We start from the raw sequence: 23,288 nt of genomic DNA on the forward strand, positions 1-23,288 counted from the left end.
GCTCGAACAGGACTATCCGGAAAGGACGGCACCGACCATGCGCGCGTACATCCGGCCAGGGCTCGGTTCGTCCGGTGGGCGCAGGAACCCGGGCAGCGGCGGGAGGTCCCGTGCGAACGGGCCGAGCCGGTCGTACAGCACGGCCGCTCCGGCCGGACGGCGTTCCGGGGCCTTCGCCAGCGTCTCGGCGAGGACGGCGTTGAGCGCGCGAGGCACGTCCGGTACCTCGGGCGGCGCGTCCTTCACCTGCTTCTCGAACACCGCGTACGCGGTCGGACCACTGAACAGCTGGACACCGGTGAGCATTTCGTGCAGGACGCAGCCGAGCGCATACAGGTCGCTGCGCGGCTCGGCGACGCCGCGCTGGATCTGCTCGGGCGCCATGTACGACGGGGTGCCGAGGATCTGGCCGGCCCTGGTGAACTGCGCGACGTCGGCCTCCCGGAGCACCGCGAGCCCGAAGTCCATCACCTTGACACTGCCGTCGGGGCACAGCATCAGGTTCGCCGGCTTGAGGTCGCGATGACAGACCGAAAGCGCGTGCGCCGCGGTGAGCACGGCGCAGGCCTGTGCCGCGATCGCGGCCGCCCACGGCACCGGCAGCGGGCCGTGCTCGGCGAGCAGATCGGCCACGGTCACCCCGTCGACGAACTGCATGACCTGGAACAACCGCTCGTCGTGGGTCCCGAAGTCGTACAGCGTCGGCACCCCGGGATGATCGAGTGTGGCCAGGATCCTGGCCTCCCTGGCGAACCGCTGTTCGAGCTCCTCGTCGCCGCCGGGCAGCCGCAGCAGCTTGACCGCGACCCGGCGGCCGAGCCTGCGGTCGTGACCGCCGTGCACCGCGCCCATCCCGCCACGACCTCTCGGCAGTTCGTCGAGTTCGTAGCGATCGGCGATGAGCATCCGGCCTCCCGTCTGGCCCCCTGACGTCACCGGTTCGGGCTTCCCGGCTCCAAGCGCCCCTCGGTGAGCCCGGCAAATCCTAGCCTGACCAGGGTGTGGCCGATCTCGGCCGCCTCGCGCACGGCGTCGTCGAACGCGGTGAGCCGGGCGAACGCGCGGCCGAGTTCACGCTGCGTTTCCACCGGGTGACGCGGAATCCGGGTCCGGCGGACGTCGAACCGCGTCGAGCCGCTGTTCGCGGGCAGCTCCGCCGCGCGGAGGCAGCCCACCAGGAACCACGCGTCCAGCCGCTCGGGATCCACCCGGTACACCGACAACGCGGGGCCGACGCGCACCGACGGTCCACTGTGGACGCGGGCGAGGCCGGTCACGGACCCGACGACGTCGCCCGCCTCGGCCACCACCTCACCGGCGGCGGACGCGGCCCGCCCGGTCGGCGCGCGTCCGGCGGCCAGATCGTCGAGGGTGAGCAGCGGGTGGTCGCCGTCGGCCGTCTTCGCCGGTGCGTGCCGCAGTTCGAGCACCCCCGCCCTGATCAGCTCGCCGACCGTGGTGAACGCGGGCTCCGCCTCGCCAGGGGCGAACGACGGTATCGCCAGCGGCAACGCGGAAAACCGGTCGTACGCCTCGGCGAAGGCCCGGCCGGAATGCTCCGTACCGTTCCGCCGTCGCGCCGGGGTGAGGTCGATGTCGTCGTCGAGCAGGTCGATGATCCGGGTGCCCGCCGCCCCGGGGTCGCGTTCGTACTCCCGCCACAGTTTCTCCACAGTGGACAGTTCGTCGACCGGCCCGGCGAGCAGCACGGTCGAAGGTGCCCGCCCGCCCGGCTCGGGGCGGCGCAGCAGCCAGAGGTCCGGCCCGGCGGGCGCGAGGGTGAAGATCGCGCGCAACGCCCCCGCCCGCAACAGGTTCCCGCGGATCCGCTTCCCACCGCGGCGGGAAGCGGGCGCGCCGGGCATGAGGATCGCCACCAGCCCACCCGGTTTCACGTGTGCGAGGCAGTGCTGCACCCAGGCCAGCTCGGACTCGCCGCGCGGCGGGAGCCCGTATTCCCAGCGGGTGTCGCCGATCAGTTCGTCGTGTCCCCATGTCCGTTCGTTGAACGGCGGGTCGCACAGCACCACGTCCGCGAGTCCGATGCCGGCGTCGTCCTCGCGCAGGGAATCCGCCTCGCGGACCTCCCCGTCGTAGCCGTGCAGGGCCAGGCGCAGCGCGGCGATCGACGCGGCCACCGGATCGACGTCCCGGCCGAGTACCCACGGCGCGTCGACGGCCAGCAGCAGCGTGCCGAACCCGCAGGCGGGGTCGAGCACGCTCTCGGCACCCCGGCCGGCGAGCCCGGCCAGCAGCCGCGCGACCGGCGCCGGTGTGTTCGAAAGCTGGCGTGAGTGCGCCTCGGTGTAGCGGCCGAACAACAGCTCGAAGGCGGCGGCGTCCCCGATCTCGGCGGTGAGCTCGTCGAGCAGCGTCGCGAGCTCGGGGTCGAGGTCCCTGACCCGGCCGGCGAGGTACGCCCCGGCCCTGCTCAGCCGGGTGCCGAGTTCGAGATCGTCACCGAGGGCACGTAATCGCCGCCACGCGCGTTCTCCTGTCGTGAGTTCGAAGTGCTTGCCCCTGGCGCGCATCCAGGACTGGACAGCGGCGAGGGAGAACAGCGGGCTGGACGCGCTGCCGCCGATCGGCGCGGGGAAGTCGGGATAGCGGCGGCGCCAGTTGCTGACCGCGGCCCGCCCCACACCCGCCAGCCGGGCGATCTCGACCGCGCTGATCCTCGCGTCGTCCATGACCGGTCACTCTAGCCGCAACTTCTGTTTTCGCCAGCTTTCCTTGTGAACTGAGTCAACCAGTGCTTTTATGGGTGCCATGACACAGCAGCAGACGCCGCGCTACGTCCTGCGCTACGCGGCCGGCTCCGACGTCGGACGCCGCCGGGACGTGAACGAGGACTCGGTCTACGCCAGCGGGCGGCTGCTCGCCGTGGCCGACGGGATCGGCGGCCAGCCCTACGGCGAGGTCGCCAGCGCGGCGGCGGTCGCGGTGCTCGGTGAACTCGACGCCGAACTGCGGGCACTGGACCCGGCCGCGCTCGACCTCCAGGCGACACTGGGCGAGGCGGTGCTGCGGATCCCCGTCCGGCTGGCGGAGATCTCCGCGCGTGAACCCGCCACCGAGGGCATGGGGACCACCCTCACCGCGCTGCTGTTCGACGGCACCCGGTTCGCCGCCGCGCATATCGGGGATTCCCGCGGCTACCTGCTTCGCGGCGGCGAGCTCCGGCGGCTCACCCGTGATCACACCTTCGTGCAGGCGCTGGTCGAAGACGGCCGGATCGCCCCCGACGAAGCAGCCGATCACCCGCGTCGCTCCCTGCTCATGAAAGCGCTTCAAGGCGTCGGCGGACAGGACCCCGATCTGTGGACGTTCACTCCCGAACCCGGTGACCGCTACCTGCTGTGCTCCGACGGGCTGACCGCTCCGGCGGCCGAATCGGCCATCCGGGACATCCTCGCCGGGACCCCGGAGCCCGCCCAGGCCGTCCCCGCCCTCATCGATCTCGCCAACGACGGCGGCGGGCCGGACAACATCACCTGCGTCGTCGCCGACGCGCTCCCCGCCTGAGTCTCCGGCGCAGGTCAGACCTCCTGTGCACCGGCGCCGACCCATCCGGTATCGTTCTCCACGGAGGATTGGCCGAGCGGCCTAAGGCGCACGCTTGGAAAGCGTGTTGGGTTCACGCCCTCGCAGGTTCGAATCCTGTATCCTCCGCGCTTCAGCAGGCGAAACGCCGGGCGGCCCCAGGGTTGCCCGGCGTTTCCCGTTGCCGGGCTCGGGCCGCGTGTCCGGCGGCCTCCCCGGCGCTGGGCGGTCTCCTTCGTTCCGTGGTTCGCCGGGCATCGTCAGTACGTTTTCCGGACAGGGCACGAGGAGGGCGGCCATCTTTCATCCTTTCGGCGGGGAAATCACCGCGCCGCACCGTGTTGCGGCATGCTGCCCTGGTCGGGAAAAGCCGTCGTGGTGGCGGAAAGTACGCGCCCGCGTACTCCGACCGCAGGCGAGTGCCACTCGAACGGACGCGCGATCGGGTGGGTTCGCACAGCGGGGCGTCGCGGCTCCGGCGCCGGTGCCCGGTTCCGGTCGGCCGCGCTTGTCAATCCCGTTGCCAATCTGGCATTTGCCTTGCCCCCCAACGCCTCCCGGCGCGCCATACTTGGTTCATCCAGCTCGGCCACGAAGTCGGCTCCGGTGGCGGTGAGGTCCGATGCCCACGCTAGTCTCAGTCACCGTCTCGTTCGTACCGGTTCGCGGAGGTTGGCCGTGCCACGAATACCCCACTGACCTGGGGCCAGCGGGGCAAGAGCCCCGGTGCACGACACCTTCGCGGGTTCGAATCCGGTACTTCCGCACGCCCGTAGGCCCTGGACGTTTTCGGCGTCCGGGGCCTTGTTGGTTCACCCAAGTTCACTTACCAGAGTCGTTTGACCACGCTAAGTTTGTACTAGTTCGTTTCCAGCCTCACACTTCCCAAGGAGTCCGCCCCCATGGCCGGAGTCGAAGAGATCCGCGCTGGCATCGCGCTCGCGAACGAGAAGGCGTCCGCGAGCATCGCCGCACTTCAACAAGCCGCGCAATCTCTCGAAGAAGCCCAGCAGTCGCTCGCGCAGGCGACCCAGGGCAGCAGTCAGCAAGAGGTGAACCAGGCTCACGGCCTGCTCGCCGAAGCGCTGCAAGGAATCAGCGGTATGCAGAGCACCATTCAGGCGAGCATTTCGTCGGCCGACTCGTACTCGGCACGGCTCTGACCTCCCACATGGGACTCGCCGAGCTTCACCAACTGCTGACCGCCGTCCAGGACGGACTCGCGAACGGGCGGGCCCACACCGAGCGGGCCAAGAGCCTGCTCGGTGACGCCCGGCGGGCACTGGTCGACGCACAGGCCAAGGCCGACCCCTGGCTCCCTGTGCAGTTCGCGCAGGCCGATGAGGGGCTCGACCAGCTCCTCACCCGGCTCGCCGCCGCGGACGACCTGGTAAGCGGTTACCAGTCACGTCTCTAGGGAATTCCATGAAGAGCAAGGCAGCCGAACAGCGCGACCGGGTACGGACCGCGCTGAACCGGGTCCGGCACCAGATCGGGCTGGTGCTCGGCGCCGCCGCGGGCGCTCGCAAGGCCGCGGCGGCCGAACTCGCGAAACTCGAACTGGAACAGCAGATCGTCAAGGTCGGCATGGACCACGCGACCACCGAGCAACAGCACGAATGGTCCCGCCACCCGGCCGCCCACGACGTCTTCACCGCGCTGAGCGGCGTCCGCGGCGCGTACTACACGGACTGGTCCGCGGGGCCGAACGAACTACGCGAACTGGTCGCCTCCAACGCACCCGGCCCGGCGGGCAGGCCGCCGGGCGAATGGCTCGGCCGCGTCGGCCACAACCCCGGCATCACCGCGCCGGGGCTGTGGCGCGTCGGCTCGGTGACCACGGCAGGCCGCGACATCGCCAGGACCTTCGACGTCGCGGTCCCGCTGCTGGACGAATCCCACCTGGCGATCACGTCGGCGCCGAAGACCCGGCCCGCCATCGACGCGATCGTGCAGAACCTGCTCATCCGCGTGCTCAGCACGTTCGAGCCCGGCGCGGTGCGGGTGCACCTGTGGGACATGGGGCAGCTGACCGCGATCCTGCCGGACCTGTACCCGCTCAGCCGCACCAGCGCGTTGACGCTGTACGACCCCGGGCGGTTGGAAGACCTGCTCGACGAGCTCGCCGGGCACATCCGCCGCATCCACGCCACCGGGATGCAGGCGGGGCACACGACGTTGCGGGAAATCCGCCGCGCCAGCGGGCAGCGGGTCGAGCCGTTCCGGGTCGCGGTGCTCTACGGCAACGGCGAAACGCTGGAACCCGAACGGGCGAGGGACCTCAAGCGGGTCGCGAGCGGCGCGCTCGCGGCGGGCATCTGCCTGATCATGGTGGACGTGCCGACCGCGGTCAACGCGGCGGTCGAGACGCTCAGCCTGCTCGACGACCGCCGCGCGATCAGCAGCATGACCGGAACCGACCTGGTCGTCGACCTGGACCCGCCGCTGCCTTCCGGACAGGTCATCCGCGCCGCGGGCCGGATCGCCGAGGCGCTGATCGCCAAGCAGGGCGGCCCGCGCTCGTTCGCCGACCTGCTGCCGACCGAGTTCGGCAAGGAGAGTTCGTCGCGGGAACTCCGTGCCCCCGTGGGATTCTTCGAGGGCGAGCCGGTCGAGGTCGTCATCGGCGACGCGAGCCCGCACGCGCTCATCGGCGGCCCGAGCGGGTCGGGGAAGACGAACTTCCTCTACGCGATGCTGGGCAGCATGTGCGCGCGGTACGGCCCGGACGAGCTGGCGCTGTACCTGCTCGACTTCAAGGAAGGCGTGTCCTTCGCCGGGCTCGCGCCGGGCCGCAAGGACGCCAGCTGGCTGCCGCACGCCCGGCTCGTCGGTGTCAACGTGAACACCGACCGCGAGTTCGGCCTGGCACTGCTGCGGTTCCTCGCCGACGAGCTGCGACGGCGCTCGGCGGCGGCCAAGGAACAGGAGGTCACCAACCTCGCTGACCTGCGCGAACAGGATCCCACCGGGCACTGGCCGCGCATCGTCGCGGTGATCGACGAGTTCCAGTACCTGTTCGCCGGCCGCGACGGCGTCACCGCGCAGGCCACTCAGCTGCTGGAGGACATCGCGCGACGCGGCCGTTCGCAGGGCATCCACCTGGTGCTGGCCAGCCAGGACGTCGCGGGGATCGAGGCGTTCTGGGGGAAACCGGCGGTGTTCGAGCAGTGCACGCTGCGCATCGCGATGCCGAAGGCGCGGCGCGTGCTCGCCGAGACGAACAACGCCGCGGTATCCGCGCCGAAGTGGCACGCCGTGCTCAACCACGATTCGGGGGTGGCGCACGGAAACCAGCTCGCCCATGTGCCGGACGCGAGCAGCAAGAACGTCTTCGTCGACCTCCAGCACAAACTGTGGGAGAAGTACGCGGACAGCTTCGCGCGGCCACGGCTGTTCGACGGCGCGCATTCGCCCGTGCTGGAACAATTCCCGGTGTACGCCGAGCTCAAGCCGAACGACCGGCCGCGCGCGCTGCTCGGCCAGTCGATCGACGTCACCGAGGCCGCCTGCGGCGTCGACCTCCCGCGCGCACCCGGCCGCAACATCGCCGTGCTGGGCGGTGCGACCGCCGAGGCGTTGTCCATTATGGACTCGGCGGCCCGGTCGCTGGCCCGTCAGTACGAGGGCGACGCGGTCGAGTTCGTGGTGAGCTGCCCGGTCGAAGCCTGCCTTCCCGCCGTGCGTGAGCTGGTCGGACGGCTGGGCAACGAGGGTCACCGGGTCGAACTTGCCGAGGATCTCCCGGCCCGGCTGGCCGGGATCGTCGATGGACTGTCCACAGCGGACACCGCGAAGATCCTGCTGCTGTACGGGATCGACGCGGCGTTGCCGGTGCTGGAGGCCAAGGCGGTCGGCCAGCCCAAGAGCGGGCTCGATCACCTGCGCACGGTGCTGAAACAGGGGCCGGGCCACGGTATTCACACGATCGGCTGGTGGCGCAGCATCGCGCGGCTGAAGGACACCCTCGGGTTCGGCGGCACCGACGACATCGGCACCTGGGCGGCGCTCGACGTGCAGGGCAACGAGCTGTCGCCGTTCGCCGCGGGACAGGTCGTGCACTGGTCGCCGCGACCGGGCCGGGCGTTGTTCTTCGACCGCACCACCCACGGCGCGCCCGAGGTGATCATTCCGTTCCAGCGGCCCGATTTCGAAGGGACAGGTGTGTCGTGACCGACGATGGCATCACCGCCGCCATGCGGTACAAGGAGATCGTGGGCATGGCCAGGGGCTCGGCCGAGAACCTGCGCAACTGGGAAATCGCCCGCGTCGACGAACTGGAAACCGCGCTGGCCGACGCGCACGCCGCGGTGGCCGCCGCCGCCGAAGTCGAGGAACGCGCCGCCGAACGCGCCGCCCGCTGGTGGAAAATGGCCCAGCACAACGTGGAACGGCTGACCTGGCTGGAGCTGGAAGAGCCGGAGCCGGTGTCGACCGCGCGGCCGCAGTACCTGGAGCGGTACCTGGAAGAGGTCAAGCCGAGCTACCAGGAACTCGTCCAAGCCGTACTGGCACTGGGCTGGCGCGCCAAACGCTGAACCCCGGGACCGAACAGCGATCTCGCGTGATCAGCCGGAGATCTCACGTGATCAGAGACGAAACTCGCGTGATTGGACGAGGTACGCCTGCAATCACGCGAGTTCTCCGTCCAATCACGTGAGTTCGGTGTTCAATCACGTGAGAACTCCGCTTGGTCACGGGGTTTCTCGGCCGGTGAGGACTTCGGAGCGGCTCTGCCAGGCGGTTTCCAGCAAAGTACGGCGCAGGTCTTCGTCGCCTCCGGTGTGTTCGCAGACCCAGGCGAGTTCGTCGGCCAGGGTGGTGCCGAAGATGCCCGGGTCGTCGGAGGAGACCACCACCGGTAGCCCTGCGGAAAGGAACCGGTGGATTGGGTGGTGCGCGGGGTCGGTCAGGCCGGCGATCCGCCGGTTCGACGTGGGGCAGACCTCGATCACCGCGCCCGTCGAGCGGACCCGCGCGATGGCGTACTCCTGGCGGCGACGGACTTCGTCGAGCCGTGCGTGGTCGTACTCGACGGTGATCGGCGCGTCGGACGGCAGAGCGTCGAGGCGCGCGAGTTCTTCGCGCAGTGCCAACGGATCGACATGTATTCCGGCGGCACGCAGTCCGTCGTGGTGGCGGAGGTCGTAGGCGATCTGGTCCCGGCGTTCGGCCACCGGCTCCACGCGCGTGCGCGTGCCGAACAGCCCGGGGTCGACACCGAGCGCGATGGCGTGACCCAGCCGGTGCGCGCCGAGTTCGGCCGCTTCGTCCACCCAGCGCACCGCGCTTTCCAGGCTCTTGTCGCCGAAGCTTTCCCCTACGTGGTACAGAATCGCCAGCGCGCGTTCCGGATGTGCCGCGTTGAAGTCGTGGACCGCCGCGAAAAATGCGGCCTTCTCCTTCGGAGGATGTCCTTCTTCGTTGGCGCAGAAGTCCACCCCGGTCACCGAGGACCCGTACGGCCCGAGGGCGAGTTCCTGGACACGCTGCCATTCCGGCCAGGGATCCTTACGCGGCAAGGAAATCGCGAAGCGTTCGACGAGCCCTTCAGTGCCACCGCGGTGGGCCGCGGCGACCATGTCCGCGCTGACCCGGAATTCCGCGTATCCGACGCCCTGCTGCCGGTGGCTCGTGCGGATCCCCTCGGCGAACCGGGCGACCTCGTCGTCGGTGTCGGACCACGGTTTCGTGTGGTCGTCCGGCCGCGCCGCGATCCACAGCAGGTTCGCCTTCGCCTGGAATCGGGCGAACGTGCCCGCGTCCGCTTCGCCGAACACGAACAGCTCCTCGAACTCCACCGTCGCGGACTGGTCGCCGTGCCGGTACCGCTCGACGACCTGCCGGGTCGCGGGCACGGCCCCGTACGCGGTCGCCATCTCCGCCTCGTACCAGTCCCACAGCGCGTACTTGGCCCGCGCTAGGTGATCGAGTAGTGCGAGTGGCCGGATACAGCCATGGAAGTGCAGGTGCAGTTCGGTGAGCACGTCGCCGAGCGTCGCAGCCGGTTCCGTGGTGTCACAACCGGTTTTCGGGTCGAGAGTTGACGCAACCAGATGGTTGCCATAGAGTGGCAACCGAACAGTTGCTACTCGTTTGGAGACGCCATGGCCTTTCCTGATCGCATCGAGCGGACCGTCGAGATCACCCAGTCACCGGGCAAGGTGTGGGCGGCGCTCACCACGGCGGAGGGGCTCGCCGCGTGGTTCGGCGAAACCGCCGAAATCGACCTGCGCCCCGGCGGCGCGGCCCGGATGACCTGGGCCGAAGGGCATGTGGCCGACATGCGGGTGGAGCGCATCGAGGAGCCGAAGGTCTTCGGGTTCACCTGGCGGATCTACGGGCTGCCCGAGGACGATCCGCGCCGCACCTACGTCGAGTTCACCCTCGAACCCGTGGCCGAGGGCACCCGGCTGACGGTGGTCGAGACCGGATTCGCCCAGCTGTCCGAGGACACCTATCGCGTGGCGTTCGACGGCAACACCACGGGCTGGGCGAACGAACTGGGCGAGCTCGTCGCCTACCTCGATGCCGCCTGACACCGAGACGGGGGCAGGCGACGCTTTTCCCGCAGGTCAGGACACCGAGGCGGTCGCCGAACAGGTCTTCGCCGCGCTGGCCGATCCGAGCCGTCGCGCCATCCTGGCCGAGCTCGCCACCGGTGGCCCGGCCACCGCCACAGACCTGGCGGCCCGGCTGCCGATCACCCGGCAGGCGATCGCCAAGCATCTCGCCCTGCTGACCGAAGCCGAGCTGGTGATCGCCGTTCCCGGTGAACGTCGCCGGGTGCGGTTCCGGCTGAACTCCGCGCCGATGCGGGTGGCGCAGCGGTTCCTGGCGGCGCTGGCCCGGGACTGGGACGGTCCGCTCGGCGCGTTGAAGAACCATCTCGAAGCGAGCGAAACGGAAGGAAACGACCGATGACCGCGAGTATTCCCCAGGTGGTCGACCGGGCCACCTGGCAGTCCGAAGTGGACGCACTGCGGGTACGGGAGAAGGCGCACACCCATGAAGGCGACGCGATCGCGGCGGCCCGGCGGCGGCTGCCGATGGTGGAGGTGGACTCCGCCATCGAGGTGCTCGGCCCGGACGGTCCGGTGCCGCTGCTTGAGGTGTTCGAGGGTCGCCGTCAGTTGATCGCCTACTTCCACATGTGGCACAACGGGCACCCGGCGGCCGAGCAGTGCGAGGGCTGCACTTTCTACAATGGACAGATTCGCGAGCTGTCCTACCTGCACGCCCGCGACGTCACCTATGCCACGTTCTGCCAGGGCCCGTACGAGGAGAGCGTCCGCTACCGCGACTTCATGGGCTGGGACGTGCCATGGTACTCGGTCGAGTCCTCCGCCGACGCGCTGCTCGCCGGGCGCCCGTTCTTCCTGCTGGCGTGCTACCTCCGGCAGGGCGACAAGGTCTACGAGACCTACTCCACCAACGGCCGCGGGTTCGAGGTGATGTCGCCCAGTTACGGGCTGCTGGACCGGACCGCCTACGGCAGGCAGGAGACCTGGGAGGATTCGCCGGACGGCTGGCCGCAGGGGTGGCCCGTCGACCGCGATCTCCTCCGCCTGGACGGACGTCCGGTGGCCCAGTGGTCCCGGCTTCGGGCTGGACGATCCGACGATCTCGGCGCCGCAGTGCGCTGAACTGAGCAGGGTCGCGCCGAGCGCCCCAATGTGGCATTGGGTGCGCTCAACGCAGCCAATGTGGCGTTCGGTGCGTCCAACGCACCGAACGCCACATTGGGGCGCTTGAGCCGGGCAAGGTGGCGGCAGCAGCGGCTTTTGTTGTCTGGCAAGGACTACCGGCCGAACAGCTGCTCCAGGCGATCCAGCCAGTCGTACAGCGAGTCCTGGAACACGTTGCCCGCGCCCGGCCGGAACCGCACCACCTGCGGGTCGTGGTCACTCGCCTGGTCGGCGAACTCGGCGTTGACGTGCACGACGTCGTAGTCGACACCGCGCGGCGCCGCCGAGGCCAGGATGTGGTCGAGCACCTGCGACTGTCCTTCGTAGACGTAGCTGTACCGCTCCGCCTCCGGCAGCCCGGCGATCAGGTCCTTCAGCGCGCCACCCGCGGTCAGCGTCCGGACCGCGGGCGAGAACGGGTAGTCGTTCAGGTCGCCCGCGACGACGACGTTCGCGGAGCGGTCCGCGGCGAGGAGTTTGTCGACAAAGCCACGCAACACGGTTGCCTGCTTGGCGCGCTGCGTCTCCGAACTCCGGGACGGCGGCTGGAACCGGCCGTGGGTCGGCTGGTCGCCGCCCTTGGAGTTGAAGTGGTTGGCGATGACGAACACGGTCCGGCCGTGGAACACGAACTCGCCCGCCAGTGGCTTCCGGCTCGCCGTCCACGCCTCGTTTCCGGGGTCCACCCGGCCCGGCGAGAAGGTGAGGTGCGGTTTGCCGTGCGTGGTGGTCACCCCGACCGGCGCGGTCGCCGTGCCGCCCGGCTTGTCCACAAAGGATACTCGGGCCGGGTTGAACAGGAAGGCGACGCGGATGTTGCCGCCCGGCTGCCCGCCGTCGGCGTCGTTGACCGGGTCGATCGCCCGCCACTCGTAGTGCGGACCGCCCGCGGCGACAATGGCGTCGGTGAACTTCTTCAGCGTCTGGTCGGCCGCGACCGTGCCGTCGTCGGCCGGGCCGTTGTTGTCCTGGATCTCCTCCAGGTTCACGATGTCCGGCGACGCCAGGCTGTCCACGACGCCACTCGCCAGCTTGCCGAACTTCTCCGCACCGTCCACAGGGGACAGGTTCTCGACGTTGTAGGTCGCCACCGCGAGCTCGCCGGAACGCTGCTTGCGCGTGGTCTCCCGCTTCAGCCCGTTGTCCTTCTCCGTGCCGAGCGTGCTCGCGAACAGCGTGTACCCGCCGAAGCTGCTGTACTCGACCGGACCGGAGGTGACCCCGGCCAGCACGTCGCCGACGTTGACCTTCGGGAACGGCCGCTGCTCGAACGGGATCAGCGACTGCACCTTGAGCACGCCGGTGTTGAGCTTGTCGTAGTCCAGGTAGACCGTGCCGCCGCGCGAGGTCTCGTGCTGGTGCGGCTTGGTGGTGACATAGAGCTCGTTGTACTTGCTCGTCGGCCCGACCACCCGCGCGTCGGTGACGCTGATGATCTCGCTCTCGTGGGATTCCCAGAAGTCCAGCGAATACTTCGACGGCTCCAGCGGCAACGATTCGATGTTCCCGCCCGGCGACGGCGCGTACGCGTCGGGCACCTGCTCGGGCGTGACGACGGTCGGCGCGGGCAGCGGGTTACCGTGCGACTCCACTGTCCACTGTGCACTCGACAGCTCGGTCAGCGACTGGTGTGTCGACGTCGCGGGGGCTTCGGGGTAGAACTCGCGCACGACGCCGCTCGCGGTGACGGCGTCGCCGACCGCCACCGCCGGGCTGGTCGACCCGGTGAACACGAACAGGCCCTCGCTGGTGCGCGGATCGTTGTCCGGATGCGGATCGGTGAACCAGAATCCCCGTGCGGATCCGAACGTGCGCAGCGCGGTCACGATCCCGGTCACGCCGCCGACCTTCCGGTCCTTCAGCGGGGAAATCCGGGTGGTGCCCTGGATGTCGTGGATCTTCGCGGTGACCGGCGGCGTACCGTCCCCGCCCGGCGTCTCGCCCTTGCTGTTGGTCGGGGTCGGGGCCCCGACGGTGAAGTCGGCGGCGTTGTCGTCCGTGTCGGCCAGCGAGGCGGCGCGCGCGGCGGAGGTCGTGTTGGTCGTCGCCGCGGCAGGGCTGCCCTCGCGGACCACCGCCGAGCCGAAGCCGACCAGGTCCTTGATCCGCGAATCGGCCGCGCAGTCGGCGGCGGTCTTGCAGGTCAGCGGGTCGGTGCCCCGCACGAGTGCGACGGTGCCCGCGGTGGCGGACAGGCCGATGACGCCGGTGGCGTCCGGGGTGGGCAGCGCGACCGTCCCGCCCGCGCCCTTCGCCTCGGCGACGAGGTAGCGGCCGCCGGGCCCGACGGCGCCGGCGAGCTTCGTGACCTGCCAGGTGCTCGACGCGCCCGGCGTCGCGGGCAGGTACTGGACGCTGAACCCGTCGAGGCTCGCGGAGGCTGCTCCCCGGTTCCCGAGTTCGACGAAGTCGCTGGTCAGCGCGGCCCCGGAGTTACCGCCACCGCCGTAGACCTCGGCGATCACGGCGTCGGCGCTGGGCGCGGCGAGTGCGGACGGCGCGGTGATCCCGCCGACCAGCAGGCCCGCGGTGGCGATCACGATCAGTGAAGCTGGTACTCCGGTACGGCGGGTTCTGCTCACCCTCGGTCCCCCTGGTCGCTCGGACGGTCGACGAATCGTCCCCCGAACAAGTGAGGATCAGGAAGACACAACTGCAACAATTCGTGACGCGTGACCGGTCGGGCGCGCAAAGTGACAGCCTGGACCGGTTCGTCACCCGGACGGCGCATCTGCCTTAAATGAACCTCAAGCTTCGGCGCCTTTGTAGCCGGGCCGCAGTACCTTACTCGTGGGCGGCCGAAAAGGTGTTCTAGACCACAGTTCCAGGACACAGTGGACCCCGGTCGTCCACCGCGGCGCACGGCGCGGGGGGAGGGAGTGTGATCGTGTGGGGGCCGATCATGCTCGCTTGCGCGCTCGTGTAGCCGCGTGGGATCGCGGCAGTGTTCGCACCGAGCGCTGCCGCGATCGCGCTGTCAGGGCGCTCCGTCGCGACGAGGGGCACGTCGCGTGCGGAGCGTCCTGACGGTGTGACCAGGTTCCGCTAGCGCTCGCCGCGGGCCCGTGCCAGCAGGGTGCGCGCGCCGGCCAGCGCCGCCAGCCCGGCGCCCTTGGCGCTCGCCGCGAGGAACGTCGTCCAGTCGAAGTAGTCGCGCCACAGCACGATTTCGTCGTCGACGACCTCGAAGGTGCCGCACACCCAGAACTTCGCCTCCCACGCGCCCGACCGCAGCACGTCGGTGCGTTCGGTGAGCACGATCGGCCCGTTCGCGGCGATGTGGCGCGTCCGCGCCTCGAACCCGGTGCCGAACCGGGTCAGCAGGCGCAGCTGCTTCTCCACCGCCGCGCGCCCGCGCGCGGGCGGGAGCGGGACGTTCTGGTACACGATGTCGTCGGAGGCGAAGGCGAGCGCGCCGTCGATGTCGAGGTTCTCGAGCGCACGGAGGAAGTGTTCGACCACGTCTTGGGGCTCGGTCATGCCTTCGAGGCTAGGCCTCAGAACGGCCGGTCGCCCGCGATGGCGACACGTTCGGCCACCCGGACGTGCGGGTGGTAGTCGTTGACCGCGTAGTGCTGGGTCGCGCGGTTGTCCCAGAACGCGACCGAGCCGGGCCGCCAGGTGAACCGCACCTGGAACTCCGGGATGTGCGCGCGGCTGAAGAGGTAGCGCAGCAGGCGGTCGCTCTCGGCGCGGTCCACGCCGACGAGGTGGGTGGTGAACGCCTGGTTGACGAACAGCGTGCGCCGTCCGGTCTCCGGGTGGGTGCGGACCACCGGGTGCTCGACCGGTGGGAACTCGTCCTGCCTGCGTGCCAGCTGGTCCGGGTCGGTGAAGCGGGCGAAGCCGGGGACGAAGTCGTGCACGGCGGTCAGCCCGTCGATGCGCGCGCGGACGTCCTCGGGCAGGTTGTCGTAGGCGGCGGCCATGTCCGCCCACAGCGTGTCGCCCCCGACCGGCGGCACCTCGACGAGCCGCAGGACCGAGCCGAGCGCGGGGCTGGGCCGGAAGGTGACGTCGACGTGCCAGATGTTCTCGAACGCGGGCATGCCGGCGGAGCGCGCGAACCGGGTGACCTGCGCGGTGTCGCCCTGCGGGATGAACGGGTTGGTCTCCAGCTCGCCCCAGTGCGCCGCGAACGCGCGCTGCTGGGCCGAGGTGATGTCCTGGTCGCGGAAGAACAGCACCTTCCATTCGAGCAGCGCGCGGTTCAGCTCGGCGTGCAGTGTGGGCGTCAGTGGTTCGCCGAGGTCGACGCCGTCGATTTCGGCGCCGATGACGCGGCCGAGCGGGCGCAGGGTGAACAGTTCGTACGGGCGTTCCTCGACGCCGTGGGGCAGCCGCCGCAGGACGCGGGGCCCTTCGAGAATCCCGTCGTCGGGGACGGCGGCCGAGCGGAGCGGGACGCGGGCAGGCAGATCCACGGACATTGGTTGGCTCCCAAGGGTTTTCCGGATACGGGCAGACGAGGACGGCCACGATTTCACCGTGGCTTTCGAACGGACTGCGCGTTACGCGGGCGGGGAGCCCAGCCGCCCGCGACGCAGGAGCAGCGCCGCCACACCCTCACCGGCCGACCAGCTGCGGACCTGGTCGGGCCACCGAACAGAAACACGTTCCCAGGTGGCTGACATGCCCCCATCGTGGGCCCGCCCCGCCCCCAAGGTCAAGAAGTCCACCCCCTGAGACCCCCGCGCGCCCAACCCACGAGCGTCCGTGAATGCCACATCGAGAGACTCAGAGTCCCTCAATGTGGCATTCACGGACCACCACTCCGCAAGCACCAACGCCCCGCAAGCGACCAACAACGTCACGCAAGCGAACAATGGAACGCAACCCCGGCGGGGGGTCCGGGGGCGTGCCCCCGGGCGGGCCTGGGGTTGCACCCCAGAAAAAGCAGCGAGGCGAGGTGCGGTTCGCGCAATCCGCGAACACACCTCGCCCCGAAGCCGAGCGGTGGCGGTGGGATTTGAACCCACGGACGGGGTTAACCGTCACACGATTTCGAGTCGTGCTCCTTCGGCCGCTCGGACACGCCACCGCCGAGAACAATACCGGAGGGGTGTTCGCGGGGTGTGAGGGGGCTGTCCGGCCGGGTCAGCCGTCGGTTCTGCGGTGGGCGAAGAAGCCTTCGAGCAGGGCGGCGCACTCGGGTTCGAGTACGCCGCCGTGGACTTCGAGCCGGTGGTTGAGGCGCCGGTCGCGGACGACGTCCCACAGGGAGCAGACGGCGCCGGTCTTGGGTTCCCACGCGCCGAACACGAGCCGGGAGACCCTGGCGAGGACGAGGGCGCCCGCGCACATGGTGCAGGGCTCGACGGTGACGGCGAGGGTGCAGCCTTCGAGGCGCCAGCCGTCGCCGAAGCGTTTCGCCGCGGCGCGGAGCGCGAGGATCTCGGCGTGTGCGGTGGGGTCGCCCAGTTCGACGCGGGCGTTGCGGGCGGTGGCGAGCGGGGTGCCGTCGGGGGAGAACACGACCGCGCCGATCGGTACGTCGGTTCCCGGGCCGCGCGCTGCGTCGAGCGCGGCCTGCACGGCTTCGGTGTCGGCCGGGCGTCTCAGAGCTCGTCCAGCAGTTTCGCGAATTCGTCGGCGAACCCGCATCGCTGGGCGATCATCTGCAGCTGTTCGTCGGGGTAGAGGTCCACTTCGCCGACGATGACCTCGAGTTCGACTCCGGGCAGCCCGAGGTCGGTGAGGATCTCCAGGTCGCCTTCGGGCCAGACGGCGTCGTCGTCCTCGTCGGGGGGATCGACCCGCAGGACGTCGAGGACGTCCGCGGCGATGTCGTAGTCGAGCGCGGCGGCGGCGTCGGAGAGCAGCAGCGACGGTCCCCTCGGGCTCGGCCGGACGATCACGAAGAACTCGTCGTCGACCGCGAGCAGCCCGAAGGCCGCCCCGGTGGACCGTAGTTTGCCCAGCTCGGTGATCGCCGCGTCGAGTTCCGCCAGCGCTCCCTGGTCGAGGGCGCTGCAGCGCCACCGGCCGTCCTCCCGCACCACCGCCACGGCAAAGCCCGTGACCGGCTCTTGCACCGCCATGGGCACACCGTATTCCGCCCGCCGTTGTGGCGCACGCACGGTGCGGCCGAAGCGCCGGTGGTGCCACTATCGAGCCATGACAGGACCCACTGACCTGCCCCGTCTGCCCGACAGGTCGTTCACCGGATTGATCGACGAGGCGCGTGCGCTCCAGCAGGAAACCGTCGAACTTCGCCGTACCGTGCACCGCCACCCCGAGGTGGGGCTGCACCTGCCGCGGACGCAGGCGGCGATCAAGGAGGCGCTGGCGGGGCTGCCGCTGGAGATCACCGAAGGCAGGTCGACGACGTCGCTGACGGCGGTGCTGCGCGGGGCGAAGCCGGGCCCCGCGGTGCTCCTGCGCGGGGACATGGACGCGCTGCCGCTGTCCGAGGAGACCGGGCTCGACTTCGCGTCCGAGGTCGAGGGCGTGATGCACGCGTGCGGGCACGACACCCATGTCGCGATGCTCGTGTCCGCGGCGAAGCTGTTGTCGCGGCGGGCAGGGGAGCTGGCCGGGTCGGTAGTGTTCATGTTCCAGCCCGGTGAGGAGGGCGAGCACGGCGCCCGGCACATGATCCACGAGGGCGTGCTCGACGCGGCGGGTGAGCGGGTGGAGCGGGCGTTCGGCCTGCACATCATCGGTACCGCGCGCAGTGGCCTCGTGCAGGTCAAGCCGGGCCCGGTGATGGCGTCGGCCGACAAGTTCGACGTGCTGGTCACCGGGAAGGGCGGGCACGGTTCGGAGCCGGACAGCGCGCTGGACCCGGTCCCGGCGGCCGCGGCGATGGTCGGGGCGTTGCAGACGATGGTGACCCGGCGGATCAGTGTGTTCGAGCCCGCCGTGATCACCGTGGGCCGGATCACCGCGGGCACGACGTCGAACATCATTCCGGAGACCGCCGAGCTGGAGGGCACGATCCGGACGCTGTCCGAGCGGACCCGCGCGCTGGTCAGGGAGGAGCTGCCCAAGGTGTGCGAGGCGGTCGGCGCCGCGCACGGCTGCCGGGTCTCGGTGGACGTCACGCCGGGCTATCCGGTGAGCGTGAACGACGACCGGGTGGCCGCCGAGGTGGCGAACGTGGCCGCTTCGCTGCTCGGTCTGTCCAATGTGGAGATTCTGGCCTCGCCGGTGATGAAGGCGGAGGACTTCTCCTACGTGCTCCAGCGGGTGCCGGGCGCGTTCGCCTTCCTCGGCGGGCGTCCACAGGGGACGGATCCGGCGGACGCCGAGGACAACCACTCCAGCCGGGTGTGCTTCGACGAGGGCGCCATGGTGCACGGCGTCGCGCTGCACGCCGCGTTCGCGCTGAACGCGCTGAAGGAGTCCTGAGCGGTCGGGATCGGCCGGTCCCCAGCGCCCCAATGTGGCGTTCGGTGCGTCCAACGCACCGAACGCCACATTCGCTGCGTCCAACGCACCCAATGCCACATTGGGGCGCACGACCTCGCGCGGCGGGAACGCTGGTGAGCGAGTCAGAGTGGTGCGGCCATCCCGGTGACGGGGTGGTCCAGACCTTGACAGTGCGGTCAATGGTCTAGTCCACTGAGGGGTGCCGGGGGTGACTCGGGAGGCCCTGATGCGCCAAAGGATCTACGCCACTGTCGTCGTGCTGATCGCCGCGCTGTGCGGGTTCGCCGCACCGGCCGCCGCCGCGCCGCGGGCCGCGTTGCCCACGCACGCGCTCGTCGGATACCTGCACGCGAGTTTCGCCAACGGGTCCGGGTACACCCGCATCGCCGACGTCCCGGACGAGTGGAACATCATCGACCTCGCCTTCGCGGAGCCGACGTCGGTGACCTCGGGCGAGCTGCGTTTCGCCCGCTGCCCCTCCTCGGAATGCGCCAACGTCGAGCCGGACGCGGAGTTCGCGGCCGGGATCAAGGCGCAGCAGGCCAAGGGGAAGAAGGTGCTGATCTCGGTCGGCGGGCAGAACGGGCAGGTCCAGCTCACCTCGGCCGCGGCGAGGGACGCCTTCGTCGCGTCGGCGAGCGCCATCATCGACAGGTGGGGCCTCGACGGGATCGACATCGACTTCGAGGGGCACTCGCTGTCGTTGGGCTCGGGTGACACGGACTTCAAGAACCCGAAGACGCCATCGGTGGTGAACCTGATCTCGGCGCTGAAGACGCTGAAAGCCCGCTATGGTGAGAACTTCGTGCTCACGATGGCCCCGGAGACGTTCTTCGTCCAGTTGGGCTACCAGTTCTACGGTCCCGGGAGTGGCGCGGACCCGCGTGCCGGCGCGTACCTCCCGGTGATCCACGCGTTGCGGGATTCGCTGACGCTGCTGCATGTCCAGGACTACAACTCCGGGCCGATCATGGGCCTGGACGACCAGTGGCACTTCATGGGCAGTGCGGACTTCCACACCGCGATGACCGACATGCTCCTGGCCGGCTTCCCGGTCGCCCGCAACACTGCCAACGTGTTTCCCCCGTTGCGGCCGGAGCAGGTCGCGATCGGCCTGCCCGCGGCGTCGTACGCGGGTAACGGTTACACCGCGCCCGCCGAGGTCCGCGCGTCGCTGGACTGCCTGACGAAGGGGTCGGGCTGTGGGGCCTACAAGCCGCACGGGGTGTTCCCAGCGCTGCGTGGGCTGATGACGTGGTCGATCAACTGGGATCGTTTCAACGGCTGGGAGTTCGCGAAGAACTTCACCGGCTACTTCGGCTGAGCCCGCCTCCCGCGGCGGTCCGTGGGGGCCTCCTTGAGGGACCTGGAGTCCCTCGGGGAGGCCCCCACGGTTTTTCGCGTCCCGGGTCGGCCCGTGTTAATGTCGTATCGTATATCAGATCCGACATGCCGGGAGTGTCATGACGTTCGGGGCCCAGCGGCGGCTGTCCGGGGTGGTGGCCATCCCGGTCACGCCCTTCGACGCGGACGGCGGCGTCGACACCGGGGCGTATGGCGTGCTCGTCGAGCGGCTCGTCGACGGTGGGGCCGAGGCGATCACCACGAACGGGAACACCGGCGAGTTCTACGCGCTCGACGAGCAGGAAGCCCGGCTGTGCCTGGAAACCACGGTCAGTGCGGTCGCCGGGCGGGCGAGTGTGGTGGCCGGGGTGGGGCACGACGTCGCGTCGGCGATCCGGGCGGCCCGGCACGCCCGCGACGTGGGCGCGGAGATGATCATGATCCACCAGCCCGTGCACCCGTACGTCGCGGAGGAGGGCTGGGTCGAGTACCACCGCGCGATCGCGGACGCCGTGCCGGAACTCGGGGTCGTCCTCTACGTCCGTGACGCGGCGATCGAAGGGGCCCGGCTGGCGGCGCTCGGCGCGGCGGCGCCGAACGTCGTCGGGGTGAAATACGCGGTGCCCGATCCGGTGCGGTTCGCCTCGGTGGCCCGTGACGCCGGTTTCGGGCGGTTCACCTGGATCGCCGGACTGGCCGAGCTTTCCGCGCCGGGATACTTCGCGGTCGGCGCGACCGGGTTCACCTCGGGACTGGTCAACGTCGACCCGGCCGCGTCGGCGGAGATGTTCCACGCCCTCACGGCCGGCGATCACCGCGGCGCGATGGCGGTCTGGGAGCGGATCCGCCCGTTCGAGGAGATGCGGGCGGCGCACCGGAACGCGAACAACGTCAGCGTGGTCAAGGAGGCGCTGGCCCAGCTCGGCCTGTGCCGCCCCGACGTCCGGCCGCCGAGCCGGGCACTCACCTCCGGCGAACGCGCCCGCGTCGGCGCGCTGCTCGCGTCATGGGGCCTCACCGGGTGACCGGCCCGGGTCGCCTGGCCCGGCGGAGAGGCCGCCCGAGTTACCGAACTGTACACCTCATCGTGTCCTGGCGGGTGGTTTGCGCGAGCCGCATCGGGATGCGACCCTGAAGGCAGCCCGCGGAGTTACCGCGGCGTCCGGAGGCCCAGCGCCTTTCTCCGCCGGGACCTCCGGCGGTCGGAAATCCTTGCTGGACAAGGCTTTCGCACGTACCCAAAGTGGTGCATGAAGTTGACGACGACCCCAGCACTCGACCCGGGGGCGCCGCCGCCCGGTACCGGGTCCGATTTCGCCGAACTCTCCCGGCTCGTGAAAAGCGCCGGCCTGATGAGACGCAGAAGGCGTTACTACGCTTGGAAAATCGGTCTCAACCTGCTCGCCTTCGCCGGTGGCTGGGTGGCCTTCGCGTTCCTCGGGAACTCGTGGTGGCAGCTGTTCCTCGCCGCGTTCTTCGCCATGATGTTCACCCAGCTTTCGTTCATCGGCCACGACGCAGGGCACAAGCAGATCTTCCGTGGCCGCCGGGCCAACGACGCGACCGGCATGGTGCACGGCGGCCTGGTCGGGCTCAGCTACGGCTGGTGGATCGGCACGCACAACAAACACCACGCCAACCCCAACCACGAGGACGAGGATCCGGACGTCAACATCGCGGCGCTGGCGTTCACCCGCGCGCAAAGCGGCGGGAAACGCGGATTCCTGCGCTGGATCGCGAAGTACCAGGCGATCCTGTTCTTCCCGCTGCTGTTGCTCGAAGGCCTGAACCTGCACGTGTCGAGCGTGGTAGCGGTGTGGCGGCGCGACGTCAAACGGCACAAGCTCGAAGCGGCGCTGCTGCTCGGCCATCTCGCCGCGTACCTGACCGCGGTGTTCGTCGTCCTGTCACCGGGGACCGGCTTCGTGTTCATCGCGGTGCACCAGTGCCTGTGGGGCCTGTACATGGGATGTTCGTTCGCGCCCAACCACAAGGGCATGCCGACGTTGTCCGCCGGGCACCGGCTCGACTTCCTGCGCAAGCAGGTGCTCACCTCGCGCGACATCCGCGGCGGCCCGGTGGCCGACTTCGCGCTGGGCGGGCTGAACTACCAGATCGAACACCACCTCTTCCCCAGCATGGCCCGGCCGAACCTGCGTCACGCGCAGGTGATCGTCCGGGAGTTCTGCGCACGGCACGGAATCGACTACGCCCAGTGCGGCTGGTTGCGTTCCTACGGTTTCGTCCTGCGGCACCTGCACTCCGTCGGCGCGCCACTGCGCGCAGCGGCCCGCGTCCGGTCGTGAAGGTCAGTCGCCCGGGGTCCAGGCCGAGTTGGCGCCGCAGAGCACCAGGCACGGCAGCTCGGCCTCGACCCGGCCGGCCAGCCAGAGCGCGAACGGCACCGCGGCGGCCGGTTCGACGGCCAGCCGGAACTCCGCCCACAGCCGATCCCGCGCGGCGAGGATCTCCGCGTCGCCGACCAGCGCCGAGGTCACCGACGGGCCACTGAGGACATCGAACGCGATGTCGCCGACGCGGGTCGCGCCCAGCGCGGAGGAGGCGACCGAGTCGAGGGAGACGTCCACCGGTTCGCCTGCTTCGAGCGCCGCGTTCAGTGCCCGGCAGTGCTCCGGCTCGACGGCGAAGACGCGGCGGCCGTCCGCGCCGAGTGTGACGCCCGAGGCCAGTCCGCCACCGCCCACCGAGACCACGACGGCATCGACGTCCGGCGCGTCCGCGACGATCTCGACCGCGACGGTGCCCTGACCGGCCACGACCGAAGGATCGTCGTAGGCGTGCAGGTACCGCGTGCCGGGGGCGTCCGCCGCGGCCAGCGCCGACGCGGCCGCTTCGCCGTAGGTCGCGGCGTGCCGGACGAGCTTCGCGCCGGTCTGTTCGATCCGGACGGTCTTCGCTTCCGGGGCGGATTCGGGGACGTACACGGTCGCCGGGACACCCAGCAGCGCGGCCGCGGTCGCGACGCCGAGGCCGTGGTTGCCGCCGGACGCCGTCACGACGCGGTCCGGCAGGGGGCCGTCGAGCAGTGCGTTCATCGCGCCCCGGAACTTGAAGGACCCACTCCGCTGGAGGTGCTCGAGTTTCAGTGCGAGCGGGCGTCCGTCCACTTCGGCGCGCAGCAGCGGGGTGTGCCGGGCATAGGGACGGATCCGGGTGGCGGCGGCACGGATGTCCGCCACGGTCGGTGACACGATCGGGTCAGTCATGGCTTCCACTCTTGCATCAGGGCTGGTCATCGGTATCGGCATGCTCGGAATCGCGAAAATTGTGCCGCGTATTCAGAGTTTTGCCTGGTCGGCCGATAGAAATAGAGTGTCA

The 23,288-nt window shown here is 70.0% G+C and carries 22 protein-coding genes and 2 tRNA genes; 13 read left to right on the forward strand and 11 right to left on the reverse strand.

Translation table 11 applies throughout. From position 1 onward, the window contains the following. Window positions 1–12: 12 nt before the first annotated feature. Together ABD987_RS20860 and ABD987_RS20865 are read right to left on the reverse strand one after the other, a co-directional pair. The gene (locus ABD987_RS20860; RefSeq protein ID WP_345395862.1) at window positions 13–906 is read right to left on the reverse strand and encodes a serine/threonine-protein kinase; all 894 of its coding nucleotides are present in this window, start codon (window positions 904–906) and stop codon (window positions 13–15) included. A gap of 26 nt (window positions 907–932) precedes the next feature. Next, window positions 933–2,690, reverse strand: coding sequence for an N-6 DNA methylase (locus tag ABD987_RS20865; RefSeq protein ID WP_345395865.1), 1,758 nt, complete (start codon window positions 2,688–2,690; stop codon window positions 933–935). A gap of 70 nt (window positions 2,691–2,760) precedes the next feature. Here ABD987_RS20865 and ABD987_RS20870 point away from each other — a divergent pair, with 70 nt between their 5' ends. The 6 genes from ABD987_RS20870 (at window position 2,761) to ABD987_RS20895 (ending at window position 8,081) form a co-directional block, all read left to right on the forward strand. Continuing rightward, window positions 2,761–3,525, forward strand: a complete 765-nt coding sequence (locus ABD987_RS20870; RefSeq protein WP_378214178.1) for a PP2C family protein-serine/threonine phosphatase — start codon at window positions 2,761–2,763, stop codon at window positions 3,523–3,525. A 62-nt stretch (window positions 3,526–3,587) separates the two neighbouring features. Then, window positions 3,588–3,672: transfer RNA gene (locus ABD987_RS20875), tRNA-Ser, on the forward strand. A gap of 773 nt (window positions 3,673–4,445) precedes the next feature. Further along, window positions 4,446–4,706 (forward strand): hypothetical protein, encoded by a 261-nt coding sequence (locus ABD987_RS20880; RefSeq protein WP_345395871.1) that lies wholly within the window; start codon window positions 4,446–4,448, stop codon window positions 4,704–4,706. Between the two features lie 8 nt (window positions 4,707–4,714). Beyond that, window positions 4,715–4,960 carry a hypothetical protein gene (locus tag ABD987_RS20885; RefSeq protein WP_345395874.1) on the forward strand — a complete coding sequence of 82 codons (246 nt, stop codon included), beginning with the start codon at window positions 4,715–4,717 and terminating at the stop codon, window positions 4,958–4,960. An 8-nt stretch (window positions 4,961–4,968) separates the two neighbouring features. Further along, window positions 4,969–7,716 (forward strand): FtsK/SpoIIIE domain-containing protein, encoded by a 2,748-nt coding sequence (locus ABD987_RS20890; RefSeq protein WP_345395877.1) that lies wholly within the window; start codon window positions 4,969–4,971, stop codon window positions 7,714–7,716. A gap of 23 nt (window positions 7,717–7,739) precedes the next feature. Further along, window positions 7,740–8,081: a hypothetical protein gene (locus ABD987_RS20895; RefSeq protein ID WP_378214198.1), complete on the forward strand. Its 342-nt coding sequence runs from the start codon at window positions 7,740–7,742 to the stop codon at window positions 8,079–8,081. Between the two features lie 156 nt (window positions 8,082–8,237). On the opposite strand, the gene ABD987_RS20900 is transcribed toward ABD987_RS20895, so the two are convergent. Further along, window positions 8,238–9,530 carry a hypothetical protein gene (locus ABD987_RS20900; protein ID WP_345395883.1) on the reverse strand — a complete coding sequence of 431 codons (1,293 nt, stop codon included), beginning with the start codon at window positions 9,528–9,530 and terminating at the stop codon, window positions 8,238–8,240. Window positions 9,531–9,650: 120 nt separating this feature from the next. Here ABD987_RS20900 and ABD987_RS20905 point away from each other — a divergent pair, with 120 nt between their 5' ends. From ABD987_RS20905 to ABD987_RS20915, 3 genes are read left to right on the forward strand one after another with little or no spacing between them, the layout of a single operon-like run. Beyond that, window positions 9,651–10,082, forward strand: coding sequence for an SRPBCC domain-containing protein (locus tag ABD987_RS20905; protein WP_345395886.1), 432 nt, complete (start codon window positions 9,651–9,653; stop codon window positions 10,080–10,082). After that, window positions 10,072–10,467: an ArsR/SmtB family transcription factor gene (locus ABD987_RS20910; RefSeq protein WP_345395889.1), complete on the forward strand. Its 396-nt coding sequence runs from the start codon at window positions 10,072–10,074 to the stop codon at window positions 10,465–10,467. Before ABD987_RS20905 ends, ABD987_RS20910 begins: the two co-directional genes overlap by 11 nt. Further along, window positions 10,464–11,189, forward strand: coding sequence for a DUF899 family protein (locus tag ABD987_RS20915; RefSeq protein ID WP_345395892.1), 726 nt, complete (start codon window positions 10,464–10,466; stop codon window positions 11,187–11,189). Before ABD987_RS20910 ends, ABD987_RS20915 begins: the two co-directional genes overlap by 4 nt. Window positions 11,190–11,344: 155 nt before the next feature. On the opposite strand, the gene ABD987_RS20920 is transcribed toward ABD987_RS20915, so the two are convergent. From ABD987_RS20920 to ABD987_RS20950, 7 genes are all read right to left on the reverse strand, one after another. After that, entirely contained in the window at window positions 11,345–13,813 is a 2,469-nt protein-coding gene (locus ABD987_RS20920) for an endonuclease/exonuclease/phosphatase family protein (RefSeq protein WP_345395895.1), read from the reverse strand. 463 nt (window positions 13,814–14,276) lie between these two features. Continuing rightward, window positions 14,277–14,711: a limonene-1,2-epoxide hydrolase family protein gene (locus ABD987_RS20925; protein WP_345395898.1), complete on the reverse strand. Its 435-nt coding sequence runs from the start codon at window positions 14,709–14,711 to the stop codon at window positions 14,277–14,279. 17 nt (window positions 14,712–14,728) lie between these two features. Further along, window positions 14,729–15,661, reverse strand: a complete 933-nt coding sequence (locus ABD987_RS20930; RefSeq protein WP_345395901.1) for a TauD/TfdA dioxygenase family protein — start codon at window positions 15,659–15,661, stop codon at window positions 14,729–14,731. Between the two features lie 81 nt (window positions 15,662–15,742). Then, window positions 15,743–15,865 (reverse strand): hypothetical protein, encoded by a 123-nt coding sequence (locus tag ABD987_RS20935; RefSeq protein ID WP_345395904.1) that lies wholly within the window; start codon window positions 15,863–15,865, stop codon window positions 15,743–15,745. Window positions 15,866–16,185: 320 nt separating this feature from the next. Then, a tRNA-Ser gene (locus ABD987_RS20940) sits at window positions 16,186–16,272 on the reverse strand. Between the two features lie 56 nt (window positions 16,273–16,328). Then, entirely contained in the window at window positions 16,329–16,766 is a 438-nt protein-coding gene (locus ABD987_RS20945; protein WP_345395907.1) for a nucleoside deaminase, read from the reverse strand. Between the two features lie 23 nt (window positions 16,767–16,789). Next, window positions 16,790–17,272, reverse strand: a complete 483-nt coding sequence (locus ABD987_RS20950) for a tRNA adenosine deaminase-associated protein (protein WP_345395910.1) — start codon at window positions 17,270–17,272, stop codon at window positions 16,790–16,792. A gap of 76 nt (window positions 17,273–17,348) precedes the next feature. On the opposite strand from ABD987_RS20950, the gene ABD987_RS20955 reads away from it, so the two are divergent. From ABD987_RS20955 to ABD987_RS20970, 4 genes are all read left to right on the forward strand, one after another. After that, window positions 17,349–18,584 carry a M20 metallopeptidase family protein gene (locus tag ABD987_RS20955; RefSeq protein WP_345395913.1) on the forward strand — a complete coding sequence of 412 codons (1,236 nt, stop codon included), beginning with the start codon at window positions 17,349–17,351 and terminating at the stop codon, window positions 18,582–18,584. Window positions 18,585–18,831: 247 nt separating this feature from the next. After that, on the forward strand, window positions 18,832–19,929 hold the full coding sequence (locus ABD987_RS20960) for a chitinase (RefSeq protein ID WP_345395916.1): 1,098 nt from the start codon (window positions 18,832–18,834) through the stop codon (window positions 19,927–19,929). A gap of 139 nt (window positions 19,930–20,068) precedes the next feature. Then, window positions 20,069–20,974, forward strand: coding sequence for a dihydrodipicolinate synthase family protein (locus tag ABD987_RS20965; protein ID WP_345395919.1), 906 nt, complete (start codon window positions 20,069–20,071; stop codon window positions 20,972–20,974). 225 nt (window positions 20,975–21,199) lie between these two features. Continuing rightward, the gene (locus tag ABD987_RS20970; protein WP_378214177.1) at window positions 21,200–22,255 is read left to right on the forward strand and encodes a fatty acid desaturase family protein; all 1,056 of its coding nucleotides are present in this window, start codon (window positions 21,200–21,202) and stop codon (window positions 22,253–22,255) included. A gap of 3 nt (window positions 22,256–22,258) precedes the next feature. Here ABD987_RS20970 and ABD987_RS20975 read toward each other — a convergent pair whose 3' ends face one another. Further along, a complete protein-coding gene (locus ABD987_RS20975; RefSeq protein ID WP_345395926.1) occupies window positions 22,259–23,176 on the reverse strand; it encodes a serine/threonine dehydratase in 918 nt (305 codons plus the stop codon). Window positions 23,177–23,288 lie beyond the last annotated feature (112 nt).

The organism is Amycolatopsis samaneae (genome assembly GCF_039541975.1).
Classification (GTDB): Bacteria; Actinomycetota; Actinomycetes; order Mycobacteriales; family Pseudonocardiaceae; genus Amycolatopsis; species Amycolatopsis samaneae.